The 13,009-nt window shown below is 56.1% G+C and carries 11 protein-coding genes and 4 tRNA genes; 11 read left to right on the top strand and 4 right to left on the bottom strand.

What is annotated here, in order from left to right; genetic code table 11:
• The first annotated feature begins 78 nt into the window (after window positions 1-78).
• The 6 genes from alaS to F8N43_RS28995 all read left to right on the top strand — a co-directional run bounded on the left by alaS (window position 79) and on the right by F8N43_RS28995 (window position 4,892).
• Window positions 79-2,697, top strand: coding sequence for an alanine--tRNA ligase (alaS, locus tag F8N43_RS29020; RefSeq protein ID WP_150654705.1), 2,619 nt, complete (start codon window positions 79-81; stop codon window positions 2,695-2,697).
• A 90-nt stretch (window positions 2,698-2,787) separates the two neighbouring features.
• Window positions 2,788-4,029 carry an aspartate kinase gene (locus tag F8N43_RS29015; RefSeq protein ID WP_031319071.1) on the top strand — a complete coding sequence of 414 codons (1,242 nt, stop codon included), beginning with the start codon at window positions 2,788-2,790 and terminating at the stop codon, window positions 4,027-4,029.
• Between the two features lie 187 nt (window positions 4,030-4,216).
• Complete coding sequence (csrA, locus tag F8N43_RS29010; protein WP_002554426.1) at window positions 4,217-4,405, top strand: carbon storage regulator CsrA; 189 nt, start codon at window positions 4,217-4,219, stop codon at window positions 4,403-4,405.
• A gap of 62 nt (window positions 4,406-4,467) precedes the next feature.
• Window positions 4,468-4,558 (top strand) — tRNA-Ser (locus F8N43_RS29005).
• Window positions 4,559-4,666: 108 nt separating this feature from the next.
• Window positions 4,667-4,743 (top strand) — tRNA-Arg (locus F8N43_RS29000).
• Window positions 4,744-4,815: 72 nt separating this feature from the next.
• Window positions 4,816-4,892: transfer RNA gene (locus F8N43_RS28995), tRNA-Arg, on the top strand.
• A gap of 19 nt (window positions 4,893-4,911) precedes the next feature.
• On the opposite strand, the gene F8N43_RS28990 is transcribed toward F8N43_RS28995, so the two are convergent.
• A complete protein-coding gene (locus tag F8N43_RS28990; protein WP_150633320.1) occupies window positions 4,912-5,430 on the bottom strand; it encodes a cell envelope protein SmpA in 519 nt (172 codons plus the stop codon).
• A gap of 320 nt (window positions 5,431-5,750) precedes the next feature.
• Between F8N43_RS28990 and mgtE the strand changes: the two genes are divergently transcribed.
• Window positions 5,751-7,193, top strand: coding sequence for a magnesium transporter (gene mgtE / locus F8N43_RS28985; protein ID WP_150633321.1), 1,443 nt, complete (start codon window positions 5,751-5,753; stop codon window positions 7,191-7,193).
• A gap of 99 nt (window positions 7,194-7,292) precedes the next feature.
• Here the strand turns inward: mgtE and F8N43_RS28980 are convergent, their stop codons facing one another.
• Window positions 7,293-7,619: an Arc family DNA-binding protein gene (locus tag F8N43_RS28980; RefSeq protein WP_003178899.1), complete on the bottom strand. Its 327-nt coding sequence runs from the start codon at window positions 7,617-7,619 to the stop codon at window positions 7,293-7,295.
• Window positions 7,620-8,007: 388 nt separating this feature from the next.
• On the opposite strand from F8N43_RS28980, the gene phnN reads away from it, so the two are divergent.
• Window positions 8,008-8,580, top strand: a complete 573-nt coding sequence (gene phnN, locus F8N43_RS28970; protein WP_150640099.1) for a phosphonate metabolism protein/1,5-bisphosphokinase (PRPP-forming) PhnN — start codon at window positions 8,008-8,010, stop codon at window positions 8,578-8,580.
• Here the strand turns inward: phnN and F8N43_RS28965 are convergent.
• Window positions 8,555-8,734, bottom strand: coding sequence for a PA3371 family protein (locus F8N43_RS28965; RefSeq protein WP_150640100.1), 180 nt, complete (start codon window positions 8,732-8,734; stop codon window positions 8,555-8,557). The genes phnN and F8N43_RS28965 overlap by 26 nt on opposite strands.
• 21 nt (window positions 8,735-8,755) lie before the next feature.
• Complete coding sequence (locus F8N43_RS28960; protein WP_150633325.1) at window positions 8,756-8,989, bottom strand: hypothetical protein; 234 nt, start codon at window positions 8,987-8,989, stop codon at window positions 8,756-8,758.
• A 292-nt stretch (window positions 8,990-9,281) separates the two neighbouring features.
• Between F8N43_RS28960 and F8N43_RS28955 the strand changes: the two genes are divergently transcribed.
• The 3 genes from F8N43_RS28955 (at window position 9,282) to F8N43_RS28940 (ending at window position 12,879) form a co-directional block, all read left to right on the top strand.
• Window positions 9,282-9,358: transfer RNA gene (locus F8N43_RS28955), tRNA-Arg, on the top strand.
• 897 nt (window positions 9,359-10,255) lie between these two features.
• A complete protein-coding gene (gabP, locus tag F8N43_RS28945) occupies window positions 10,256-11,656 on the top strand; it encodes a GABA permease (RefSeq protein ID WP_150640101.1) in 1,401 nt (466 codons plus the stop codon).
• Between the two features lie 110 nt (window positions 11,657-11,766).
• Window positions 11,767-12,879, top strand: a complete 1,113-nt coding sequence (locus tag F8N43_RS28940; protein WP_412072606.1) for a GlxA family transcriptional regulator — start codon at window positions 11,767-11,769, stop codon at window positions 12,877-12,879.
• Window positions 12,880-13,009: the final 130 nt, after the last annotated feature.

The following is a 13,009-nucleotide window of genomic DNA, read 5'->3' as shown; positions in this document are numbered from 1 at the left end:
TAATGCGGCCCTTTGCCGTCGCTTCGTCTGTTGACGTTTCGCACAGGCCTTTGGCCGCAGCCTCCGTGGAAGAACCTAATGAAAAGCGCAGAAATCCGTGAAGCCTTCCTTCGCTTCTTCGAAGAGCAAGGCCACACCCGTGTAGCCTCCAGCTCTTTGATTCCGGGCAACGACCCAACCCTGCTGTTCACTAACGCGGGGATGAACCAGTTCAAGGACTGTTTCCTGGGCCAGGAAAAACGTGCGTACACCCGTGCAACCAGCAGCCAGAAATGCGTGCGTGCCGGTGGCAAGAACAGCGACCTGGAAAACGTCGGTTATACCGCTCGTCACCACACGTTCTTCGAAATGCTGGGTAACTTCAGCTTCGGTGACTATTTCAAACACGACGCGATCACCTACGCCTGGACCTTCCTGACCGGCGTCCTGAAGCTGCCCAAGGAAAAACTCTGGGTAACGGTCTATGCCTCGGATGACGAAGCCTATGACATCTGGACCCAGCAGATCGGTGTTCCAGTCGAGCGCATGATCCGCATCGGCGACAACAAGGGCGCGCCGTACGCATCCGACAACTTCTGGACCATGGGCGATACCGGCCCGTGCGGTCCTTGCACCGAGATTTTCTACGATCACGGCGACCACATCTGGGGCGGCCCGCCGGGCTCGCCGGAAGAAGACGGCGACCGTTACATCGAGATCTGGAACAACGTGTTCATGCAGTTCAACCGCACCGCCGATGGCGTGTTACACCCGCTGCCAGCGCCGTCGGTCGACACCGGCATGGGCCTGGAGCGGATCAGTGCGGTGATGCAGCACGTCCACTCCAACTATGAAATCGACCTGTTCAAGAACCTGCTGAGCGCATCGGCCAAGGCGATTGGCTGCAGCAATGACGATCAGTCTTCGCTGAAGGTCGTTTCCGACCATATCCGTTCGTGCGGTTTCCTGATTGCCGACGGCGTGCTGCCTTCCAACGAAGGTCGTGGCTATGTGCTGCGCCGGATCATTCGTCGTGCGTGCCGTCACGGCAACAAACTGGGCGCGACCGGCAGCTTCTTCTACAAGATCGTTGCGGCACTGGTCGCCGAGATGGGCGAAGCGTTCCCGGAACTCAAGCAGCAACAGGCCAACATCGAGCGCGTGCTCAAGGCCGAAGAAGAGCAGTTCTCCAAGACTTTGGAGCACGGCCTGAAGATTCTCGAGCAGGATCTGCTGGAGCTCAAAGGCACCGTGGTGCCAGGCGACGTGGTGTTCAAGCTGTATGACACCTACGGTTTCCCGATGGACCTGACCGCTGACATCGCTCGCGAGCGTAACCTGACCGTCGACGAAGCCGGCTTCGAGCGCGAAATGGAAGCCCAGCGTGTCCGTGCGCGTTCCGCCAGTTCGTTCGGTCTGGACTACAACACCTTGGTCAAGGTTGACGTGGCGACCGAATTCACCGGTTACAAGGCCACCAGTGGTTCGGCGAAGATTGTGGCTATCTATAAAGAAGGCCAGTCGGTCGACGTCTTGAGCGAAGGCGAAGAGGGCGTGGTCGTTCTCGATCAGACCCCGTTCTACGCTGAATCCGGCGGTCAGATTGGCGACTGCGGTTACCTGCAATCGAACAACGGCCGTTTCGACGTGCGTGACACCACCAAAACCGGCGGCGCATTCCTGCACCACGGTGTGTTGGCGTTGGGTAGCCTGACCGTCGGTTCGCCGGTCGAAACCCACGTCGAAGCCGACGTGCGTCACGCGACATCGTTGAACCACTCGGCAACGCACTTGCTGCACGCCGCGTTGCGTAAAGTACTGGGCGATCACGTTCAGCAGAAAGGTTCTTTGGTCGACAGTCAGCGTCTGCGCTTCGACTTCAGCCACTTCGAAGCCATCAAGCCTGAACAATTGAAGGCCCTGGAAGACATCGTCAACGCCGAGATTCGCAAGAACTCCGCCGTTGAAACCGAAGAAACCGACATCGAAACCGCCAAGCAAAAAGGCGCCATGGCGCTGTTTGGCGAGAAGTACGGCGACAACGTGCGCGTACTGAGCATGGGCGGGGATTTCTCCGTCGAGCTGTGCGGCGGGATTCACGCCAACCGTACCGGCGACATCGGCCTGCTGAAAATCATCAGCGAAGGCGGTGTGGCTTCCGGTGTGCGTCGTATCGAAGCGGTCACCGGCGCCGCGGCGCTGGCATACTTGAACGCTGCCGAAGAACAACTCAAGGAAGCGGCCAACCTGGTCAAGGGCAGCCGCGACAACCTGATCGACAAGCTGTCGGCTGTGCTGGAGCGCAACCGTCTGCTGGAGAAGCAACTCGAGCAGTTGCAGGCCAAGGCTGCCAGCGCTGCGGGCGACGATCTGTCGGCTTCCGCGCTGGACGTCAACGGCGTGAAAGTGCTGGCCGTGCGTCTGGACGGTCAGGACGGCAAGGCGCTGCTGGCGCTGGTCGATCAACTGAAAAACAAACTCGGCCGCGCAGTGATCCTGCTCGGCAGTGTCCATGAGGAAAAGGTCGTTCTGGTTGCAGGCGTAACCAAAGACCTGACTGGCCAACTCAAAGCCGGTGATTTGATGAAGCAAGCCGCTGCGGCAGTGGGCGGGAAGGGCGGTGGTCGTCCGGACATGGCGCAGGGCGGTGGTACTGACGCTGGCGCACTGGATGCGGCATTGGCCCTGACTGTTCCATTTGTAGAGCAGGGTTTATAAGGCAGTGTTCCGGCCCGCGGTCTAGTGGCGGGCCGGAACGCTGTTTGAGTGATTATTTGGGCGCCCTTCATGGGCAGAGGCGGCTTTGAAATGGCTTTGATCGTACAGAAATTTGGAGGCACCTCGGTCGGCACTGTCGAGAGAATCGAGCAGGTCGCCGACAAGGTTAAGAAATTCCGCGATGCTGGCGATGACCTGGTGGTTGTGCTGTCTGCAATGAGCGGCGAAACCAACCGTCTGATCGATCTGGCCAAGCAAATCAGTGGCGACGGCCAGCCGGTTCCGCGTGAGCTGGATGTGATCGTCTCCACCGGTGAGCAGGTGACGATTGCCCTGTTGGCCATGGCGCTGATCAAGCGCGGCGTGCCAGCGGTGTCCTACACCGGCAATCAGGTACGGATTCTGACGGACAGCGCGCACAATAAAGCGCGTATCTTGCAGATTGATGACCAGAAGATTCGCGGTGATCTGAAAGCAGGTCGCGTGGTCGTTGTCGCCGGTTTCCAGGGCGTCGACGAGCACGGCAACATCACCACCCTCGGTCGTGGCGGCTCCGACACCACCGGTGTGGCACTGGCGGCAGCCTTGAAGGCTGACGAATGCCAGATCTACACCGACGTCGACGGCGTCTACACCACCGACCCGCGTGTGGTGTCCGTGGCCCAGCGCCTGGACAAGATTACCTTCGAAGAGATGCTGGAAATGGCCAGCCTCGGTTCCAAGGTGTTGCAGATCCGTGCGGTGGAATTCGCCGGCAAATACAACGTTCCGCTGCGCGTACTGCACAGCTTCAAGGAGGGTCCGGGCACCCTCATTACTATTGATGAAGAGGAAACCATGGAACAGCCGATCATTTCCGGCATCGCTTTCAATCGCGATGAAGCCAAGCTGACCATCCGTGGCGTGCCAGACACCCCGGGCGTTGCATTCAAGATTCTCGGCCCGATCAGCGCCGCGAACATCGAAGTCGACATGATCGTGCAGAACGTTGCGCACGATAACACCACCGACTTCACCTTCACCGTGCACCGCAACGACTTCCAGGCCGCGCAAACCGTGCTGGAAAACACCGCTCGCGAGATCGGTGCCCGTGAAGTCGTTGGCGACATCAAGATCGCCAAGGTCTCGATCGTCGGTGTCGGCATGCGCTCCCACGCAGGTGTGGCCAGCCGCATGTTCGAATCCCTGGCGAAAGAAAGCATCAACATCCAGATGATCTCGACCTCGGAAATCAAAGTATCCGTGGTGATCGAAGAGAAGTACCTGGAACTGGCTGTGCGCGCTCTGCACACGGCTTTCGAACTGGACGCGCCGGCCCGACAGGGCGAGTGATGCGTTTGCTGAAGGGCGCGGTCTGACCGCGCCCTTTTGTTTTTTTGAATGGTGCGGCCCGAAGCTGTTCTTTTGCCCGCGCTAGTCAATACTCAGGCATGTAGGACTGCGATCGTTCAGGTTGTAGGTCGAGTGCCTTTTTTTTGCAGACTGTTGTCCCTGAAATGAAATGCGTGAGGAGAAAGGTATGCTGATTCTGACTCGTCGGTGCGCAGAAAGCCTGATTATTGGTGATGGCGAAATCACCGTGACCGTGCTCGGCGTTAAAGGAAATCAAGTGCGTATCGGTGTCAACGCCCCGAAAGAGGTTGCGGTCCATCGTGAGGAAATTTACCTGCGTATAAAGAAAGAGAAGGACGAAGAACCAAGCCATTAATTTTTATCGTTTTTTATGTTTGCAAACGGGGAAGAAGCTGGTTAATATACGCCCCGTGTTGCGGAGAGCTGGCCGAGTGGCCGAAGGCGCTCCCCTGCTAAGGGAGTACACCTCAAAAGGGTGTCGGGGGTTCGAATCCCCCGTTCTCCGCCATTATTTGCGTAGTACGTTGTAATCTGGCTTCTTCGGTAAGTTGTTGAAATTACTAGAAAAAAGCGCTTTACAAAAAGATTCAACGGCCTATAATGCGCGGCAACAAATGCACTCGTAGCTCAGCTGGATAGAGTACTCGGCTACGAACCGAGCGGTCACAGGTTCGAATCCTGTCGAGTGCACCATTTAAGAGTTGTTTGCAGTGATGTGAGCTACTCTGTTTCAACCAGTTGTGATCTGGTCTAAAAACACAAATTGCACTCGTAGCTCAGCTGGATAGAGTACTCGGCTACGAACCGAGCGGTCACAGGTTCGAATCCTGTCGAGTGCACCAAACACCAAAAAGCCCGCGTTTAACGCGGGCTTTTTGCCGTCCGGGATTTGGCTTTTCCTCTGGTGCATCCTTTCTCATCGAACTCGACGTGTGCGCTACGACCTCGCTTGGTGTCGTAACGGTAGCTCGTGGCGGAATTCCGAATGCTGATCTTGTCTGGCTTGCCGAGGGCGCTTTCGACGTCTTGCTGGCTCATGCCGGCAACAATTCGTTGATTGATGATTGCTTCCCTGCGTTCCCGTGCATTGATCAGGTTTCCACAGGTGTCCTCGGTCTGGCCGACGACCGTTGGCTCCCTCCTTTTGGCATTCATACGGGATGTTTCGCGAAAGTCCGCTTCCGGCATGAGTGTCACCGTGCTGCCAGGGGTGAACGTGTGCACGTCCTGAAGCGAAAGGCTCTCTCCGGCCTTACAGCTCAACGTGGTGAAGGTGATGCGGCCGTTTGCTGCCTCGCAGCGATGAATGGTTGAGGCAAGTGCCTCGGGCGGTAGGCAGAGCAGGGCGATCAACAAAAAACAAGGTGCATTCAATTGCATCAAACGTCCTCCATGACGGTCTGACTCAAGGGTAGCCGCTACATTTTTCAATGCTGGTGTGTTTTCTTTTCAGAATGAGTCGTCGCATTTTCAAGGATCAGGACGGCGCTCAGGTTTGTCTCGCAAGCGCTTGTTTCAGCCGCGATTTTTTAACATTAAAAAACGTTGGGCGGTGTATCATTGCGCCCGTCAGCCCCGCCGGGGCTTGTGGAATACCTCCATGGACTTACCCAGTAGTAACTCAGTAAACCGCTTTTCCAATCATGAATTGACTGATTGATCCTTCCGGCGTGCCCCGCTGCTGGGAGTGGAGTTCGCCTATGTCTGAAGTTGAAGTAAAGAAAACGCAAGAAAGCCTGCAGGACCGCCTCGCTCAAGTGATTGAGCTGCTGCAGCGTCAGCGGGTGGTCGAAGACCTGACTCATCGCCAGGAAGGTCCGCATCACGACCGGGTTGAAAACCTGGTTCACCGGCAAAACCTCGTCGAGCTGCAACGCAAGCTCGATGATCTGCACTCCGCCGACGTTGCCTACATCCTTGAAGCCTTGCCGCTGGACGATCGTCTGACGCTCTGGCAGTTGGTCAAGGCTGACCGTGACGGCGACATCCTCCTCGAAGTATCCGACTCGGTGCGTGAAACCCTGATCGCCGACATGGACGATCACGAGCTCCTGGCGGCGGCCAAGGACATGGATGCCGACGAACTCGCTGACCTGGCCTCTGAGCTGCCGCGAGACGTCGTCCACGAGCTGATGGAAACCCTCGATGGTCAACAGCGTGAGCGCGTTCGCTCCGCGTTGTCCTATGACGAGGAGCAGGTCGGTGCGCTGATGGACTTCGAGATGGTGACGATCCGTGAGGACGTCAGTCTCGAAGTGGTATTGCGCTACCTGCGTCGGCTCAAGGAGCTGCCGGGTCACACCGACAAACTGTTTGTGGTCGATTACGACGGCGTGCTCAAGGGCGTGTTGCCGATCAAGCGTTTGCTGGTCAACGACCCGGAAAAACAGGTTTCGGAAGTCATGGCCAGCGACCCGGTGAGTTTTCACCCGGACGAAGATGCCTACGATGCCGCGCAAGCGTTCGAGCGTTATGACTTGATCTCCGCGCCCGTGGTCGACAAGAACGGCAAGCTGATCGGCCGTCTGACCATCGATGAAATGGTCGACCTGATTCGTGAAGAGAGCGAAAACGAAGTTCTCAACATGGCGGGTCTGCGTGAAGAAGAAGATATCTTCGCGTCGGTCTGGAAGTCCCTGCGTAACCGTTGGGCCTGGCTGGCGGTGAACCTGATTACGGCATTTATTGCCTCCCGCGTGATCGGTCTGTTCGAAGGCTCGATCGAGAAGCTGGTGGCGCTCGCAGCGTTGATGCCGATCGTGGCGGGTATCGGTGGCAACTCGGGTAACCAGACCATCACCATGATCGTTCGCGCCATGGCGCTGGACCAGGTGAGTACCGGTAATACCTCGCGATTGATGCGCAAGGAGCTGGCCGTCGGTTTGATCAACGGTTTGGTTTGGGGTGGGGTGATTGGCGTGGTGGCCTACCTGCTTTACGGCAGTTGGTCCCTCGGCGTGGTGATGACCGCCGCCATGACGCTCAACCTGTTGCTCGCGGCCTTGATGGGCGTGTTGATTCCCATGACTCTGGTCAAGTTGGGGCGAGACCCGGCGATGGGTGCCAGCGTGATGATCACGGCGATGACCGACAGTGGCGGATTTTTCATCTTCCTTGGTTTGGCGACGATCTTCCTGCTCTGATGGCCATTTACTCGAAACCCGCCAATCGGCGGGTTTTTTGTACCCGAATTTCAGGCAAAAAAAAGCCAGCGATTATGCTGGCTTGGGCATTCGGATGAATCAGGAGGCGTCTGCGGCCATTTCGGCATCGTGGGCAATCAGCGAAACAAGGGCGTTCTGCTGGCGGTGGGAAAGCTGGCGGAAACGTTGCAACAATTCGCGTTCATGCAGTGACAGCTCCGGGCTGTCCAGGCGCATGCTCAACTCTTCGCCCAGTGCGCCTTCCTGAATAAGACTCTGCTCAAGGCGCGCAATGATCTCGGAGTTCATGCTGCGATGATGATTGCGAGCCACCTCGGCAATGCGTTCACGCATTCCGTCTGGCAGACGTACGACGAACTTGTCAGCCGTACGGCTGGAATAAATTGCCTGTTTCAATGGGCGCATATATTTAACCGGTTAGTTCAGGGGAGCGGTTCTCGGGATTGGCCGCACGATGTCTGATAGGACAAGGACTCTGGCCAAATGTTCAACCTGAATTGATAGAGGCTCGCATCATGCCTCAAAGAAGCCAGATCATTGGCGTCAATTCTGTGACAAATATTGAACTGGATAAAGGCGATATGCCAGCACCAATTATCAGAAATGCGGACTGGTTTGAAAAGACTACCCAAGTCCGTATCGCTGGCCGCGTCCTGTTGCCCGACAGGAGATGTCCGAGGACGCCTGGAGGTGCACGCTGTGCGGATCTCGATCACGATTCCTTACCTTATACAGGATAGTGGCAAATGGCCGATTTACTAGTGGCAACCACGTCATGGGGGGCTATTTCAGGATGGATGGCAGACTGATTTACCTGATGGGACCTTCCGGATCCGGCAAGGACAGTCTCATCGAAGCTGCTCGTGCGCCTTTGCACGCAATCAACTGTGAAGTGGTGCGTCGAGTCATCACGCGTTCAGCTGAGTCCGTGGGTGAGGATGCCGTCGGTGTTTCCCGCGAAGAGTTCGCGCGCCGCAAAGACAAGGGCGATTTCGCGCTGTGCTGGCATGCCAATGATCTGGATTACGGCATTCCCATCGTGATCGATCAATGGCTCAAGGAGGGCCGCAATGTCCTGGTGAACGGTTCTCGCGGGCACTTGGTACAGGCCCTGAGCCGCTATCCAGCGCTGGTGCCGATTCTATTGACGGTCAAGGACAACGTGCTGCGAGAGCGGTTGCGGCAGCGGGGGCGTGAGAGTCTGGCGGAGATTGAGGCGAGATTGTGCAGAAACGAACTGTTTACGGATGACGCCTCGGTTGGTATTACGCCAATCCAATCACTCGACAATTCGGGCGATCTTGCGGACACAGTGGCCAGTCTTTTGAACCTTCTACGGGTCAGCGCAATACCGGATCAAACTTGAATTTGCGACCAGCGATCAGAGCCAGCACAAACAGCGCACTAAAAACGCCGCAGGCAATCAACGGCAGGGTGACGATTTCGTCCTTTACCAGTAACAAATAAACAATGCCGCTCAGTAGGGCGAGGATGAAAAATCCTGCGGCTGATTTGGTCATGCTGTGCTCCTGAGGGGTTGTTCAAAATACCAGGCGTTCTGAAGACTGCGCCGGCAGCAGGATATTTTCCTGGCTTACTTCTTGACCGACAAAACCGTGCTTATCGCTCAACACCGCCAATTGAGGTGCCTTTTGTACCTGCAGGTAATGAGGCATTCGCTGGGCAACCGGCTCAGTACCGCTCTCGGGGGCGAAATAAAAACCTGAAAACACCGCCAGTGCGATCGCGATCGAGAGTAAAAGGACGCGGTTCATGAGGGCTGACCTCCGTTGTTCTTTGAGAACAGCTAAAGCAGCCGACGTGCCAAGAGTCTATCGGCTATTAAACCCTTTAAAAACAAGCAATTAAGATAATTGTGCAAGGTCGCCTCATTGCAATTTGCAATGATGACTTTTTGCGGTGATGCAATTTGCACGGTAAACAAATCCCGTGAAGTCGAGGGGCGTTTGCCTACACTTAAAAAGCCTACGGACGACATGACAAACGCAGACCCGCCCGTTAACATGCACGCCGTCCATCGCAGCGCATTTCTAGCGTGCGACTTGTGTCTCAGTAGCTCAATTGGATAGAGCATCCCCCTCCTAAGGGGAAGGTTGGCAGTTCGAACCTGCCCTGGGACACCAATATAATCAGGTGGTTAGCGCAATTTTGCGCTAGCTATCTCGAGCAGGCTATCTATTTAGTCCCCACTTTAGTCCCCACTTCTCTGCCTAAGCTGCCCGTGCGCTCGCCTCTGGAGATGGAGCGGGTGTTTGCAAATCTGCTAACTCATCATTCCGATAAGCTGAGATCGGCTTTGGCCGGGGCCTACAGCCAGATTGATTTTGAAGCGGGACTTCTCCAAGCATCTGCAGTCGAGATCGGTCTGATGGACAAAGAATCGGTTGCTCACCGTCAGTACATTCATCCCGAAGTGTAATTGCTAAGGCATTTGAGTTCATTCGATGCGTCGGACCAAGACTTCATTGATCTATCGGAGAACGAAAAACACCAGAGCAGTACTGATCCTTCTCGGTCACACCGAGTTGGAAAGCACTGAATCGCCCATGGTTTCGTGGAAATATCCTACTGACTGCTTATGGCCGTTTTCATCCGATGGCGACAGGCAGTAATCATCCAATCCGCTCGTTCCAGAGAGATCTCGCGGCCCTCGTCCCGAAACCTTCTCGCCCGCTTAAACCTTCCAAGCTATCCCCATCCGTTGCTGCATTAGCAGAATCCTCAACCAAACAAAATGATTGCACCTGGCCATTTTGTGACCGTTTGGTTTTCGCTGTGAACGCTAAATTGGCACGTGTCGATATCAGGCAAGGAGGCGGCGTGAACAGGTAATTGAATTGTCGAACAAGCCGGGTAAGGTGGCGCGTCGTTTCATCTAAATAACCACATCGCGATGATGGGTTTGATAAGAACTTCAGCGTTTGAAGGGGGCCGCTTCTAGGAGGGGACAACAGGCAACAATGATGATTCGTTGCTCCCATCAATACGCTTAAATGTCGATCAGCAGAGAAAAAAAACCAATGATTAGCCCGAGTTCCAAGGATTCGAGTGGCCAATTGGCGCAGGGCTTCAAGCCTCGTCACGTAACAATGTTGTCAATTGCCGGAATTATCGGCGCAGGTTTATTCGTTGGCTCAGGACATGCCATTGCGGCTGCTGGCCCGGCTGTCTTGCTGGCCTATCTATTCTCTGGCCTGCTCGTCGTTTTGGTCATGCGCATGCTCGGTGAAATGGCGGTGGCCAACCCGGACACAGGCTCGTTCTCCACCTATGCCGACCAGGCAATAGGTCGTTGGGCAGGTTTCACCATCGGTTGGCTGTACTGGTGGTTCTGGGTGCTTGTGATTCCTATCGAAGCACTGGCCGCCGGCCATGTGTTGAACCAGTGGTTTCCCCAGATCGATGCCTGGCTGTTCGCCCTGGTGTCGATCATTGCGTTAGTGATCACCAATCTGTTCAGTGTCTCCAAGTACGGCGAATTCGAATTCTGGTTCGCCATGGCCAAGGTGGTGGCGATCATCGGTTTCATCGGCGTGGGTTTTGCCGTGTTGATGGGCTGGGTGCCCGAACGGGAGGTCAGCGGCTTGAGCGGCCTGATGGCTGAACACGGCGGGTTCGCTCCCAACGGCCTGTCGGCGGTGGTGGGCGCCTTCATCACCATCATGTTCAGCTTCATCGGGACCGAAGCAGTGACCATCGCCGCCGCCGAATCCGACAATCCCTCGCAGAACATTGCCAAGGCCACGCGTTCGGTGATCTGGCGCATTGGCGTGTTCTACCTGTTGTCGATTTTCGTGGTCATCTCCGTGGTGCCCTGGAACGATCCGCTGCTCGCCCAGGTAGGCTCCTACCAGCGGGCACTGGAGATCATGAACATTCCCCACGCCAAGTTCATGGTGGACGTGGTGGTGCTGATCGCCGTGGCCAGTTGCATGAACTCCTCGATCTACATTGCTTCGCGCATGCTGTACTCGCTGGGCCGTCGTGGCGATGCGCCGAAGGCGCTGAAGGCGACCTCCTCCGAAGGCGTGCCGCGGGCAGCGGTCATCGCCAGCACCGTGCTGGGCGCGGCGATCACCGTGTGGAGCTACTTTATGCCCGCCGGGCTGTTTGACTTCCTGCTAGCCAGCTCCGGCGCGATTGCCTTGCTGGTGTACCTGGCCATTGCGGTGTCGCAGCTGCGCATGCGCCGGATGTTGCATCGGCAGAACGTTGAGCTGACCTTTCGCATGTGGCTGTTTCCATGGCTGACGTGGCTGGTGATTGTGTTCATTTGCGCAGCGCTGGCAGTCATGATGATCACACCAGAGCACCGTACCGAAGTCAGCACAACCATTGGACTAGCGCTGGCGATTTCCTTTATCGGCCTTGTGACGTCGCGTCACCCTGCGCAGGCTGCGAGGGTGACGTCAGTGGGATAAAACCAAGGAGGTTTTTGCGCCAAACCTAATACTCCCTACGCCATGGCTGGGGGGTATTACAAGCTCCTGCATCTAAGGCCGTAATCGCTCTTTGTGAGGACATGACCACGATGTCATCGAACTCCACCGTGTCCGACGGTACGACTCAATCCGTTGGTTTTCTGCTGTTGGATAAATTCACACTTATTTCCCTAGCGTCCGCAGTAGAGCCACTGCGCATGGCCAATCAGTTATCGGGGCAAGAGCTATATCGCTGGCATACGTTCAGCCCCTGTGGAGAGCCTGTCTGGGCCAGTGATGGCGTGCCTATCACCCCAGATGCTTCGTGGAACAATCCATTGGTGGCGGACACTGTAATCGTATGCGGTGGCATTGGAATCCAGAGCGTGATTACCCGCGAGCACATTACCTGGCTGCAAGCCTTGGCGCGTCAATCCAGACGGCTAGGAGGCGTGTGCACGGGCAGTTGGGCACTGGCCAAAGCCGGGCTGCTCGACGGTTATGAGTGCAGTGTGCATTGGGAGTTTCTGGCCGCCATGCAGGAAGCTTTTCCGCGAGTCAGCATCAGCGCGAGTCTGTTCACCCTCGACCGAAACCGCTTCACCAGCTCCGGCGGAACGGCCCCTATGGACATGATGCTGCACCTGATCGGCCGCGATCATGGCCGTGAATTGTCCGCTGCCATTTCGGAGATGTTTGTCTACGAGCGCATACGCAACGAACAGGACCATCAGCGCGTACCGCTCAAGCATGTCCTGGGCACTCATCAGCCAAAGCTGCAGGAAATCGTTGCGTTGATGGAGGCCAACCTCGAAGAGCCGATCGGGCTGGATGACCTGGCAGATTACGTTGATTTGTCACGTCGACAGTTGGAGCGGCTATTCCGAAAATACCTGAACTGCACGCCGTCCCGTTACTACCTCAGATTACGCCTCACTCGAGCGCGACAACTGCTTAAGCAAACATCATTGTCGATCATAGAGTTGGCGTATGTATGCGGTTTCGTGTCCACGCCCCACTTTTCCAAATGCTATCGCGAGTATTTTGGTGTTCCACCAAGCGACGAACGCTCCGGCTCTGATATGAGTCGAAAACCGACAACGCTTGCGACTACGCAGCAGTCATCGACTAGACAGCTGACAGCGCTCGACCAAGCACGAAACGAATCGACTTTTGCCTGCGTTCGGATGATTGAACGTTCTGATTTGGCGGAATCACGCTGATCGGCCGCACCATCCGAAGTGCCTGGGTTTACTCAATAAGATCACGCAGGAGATTTGACGTGCACATTGGTGTTCCTCTCGAAACCCAGACGGGTGAAACACGGGTTGCTGCAACCCCGGAAACCATCAA

Origin of the sequence: Pseudomonas fluorescens, from assembly GCF_902498065.1 — a bacterium.
Classification (GTDB): domain Bacteria; phylum Pseudomonadota; class Gammaproteobacteria; order Pseudomonadales; family Pseudomonadaceae; genus Aquipseudomonas; species Aquipseudomonas fluorescens_BJ.
This window is presented reverse-complemented; position numbering and strand designations above follow the sequence as displayed.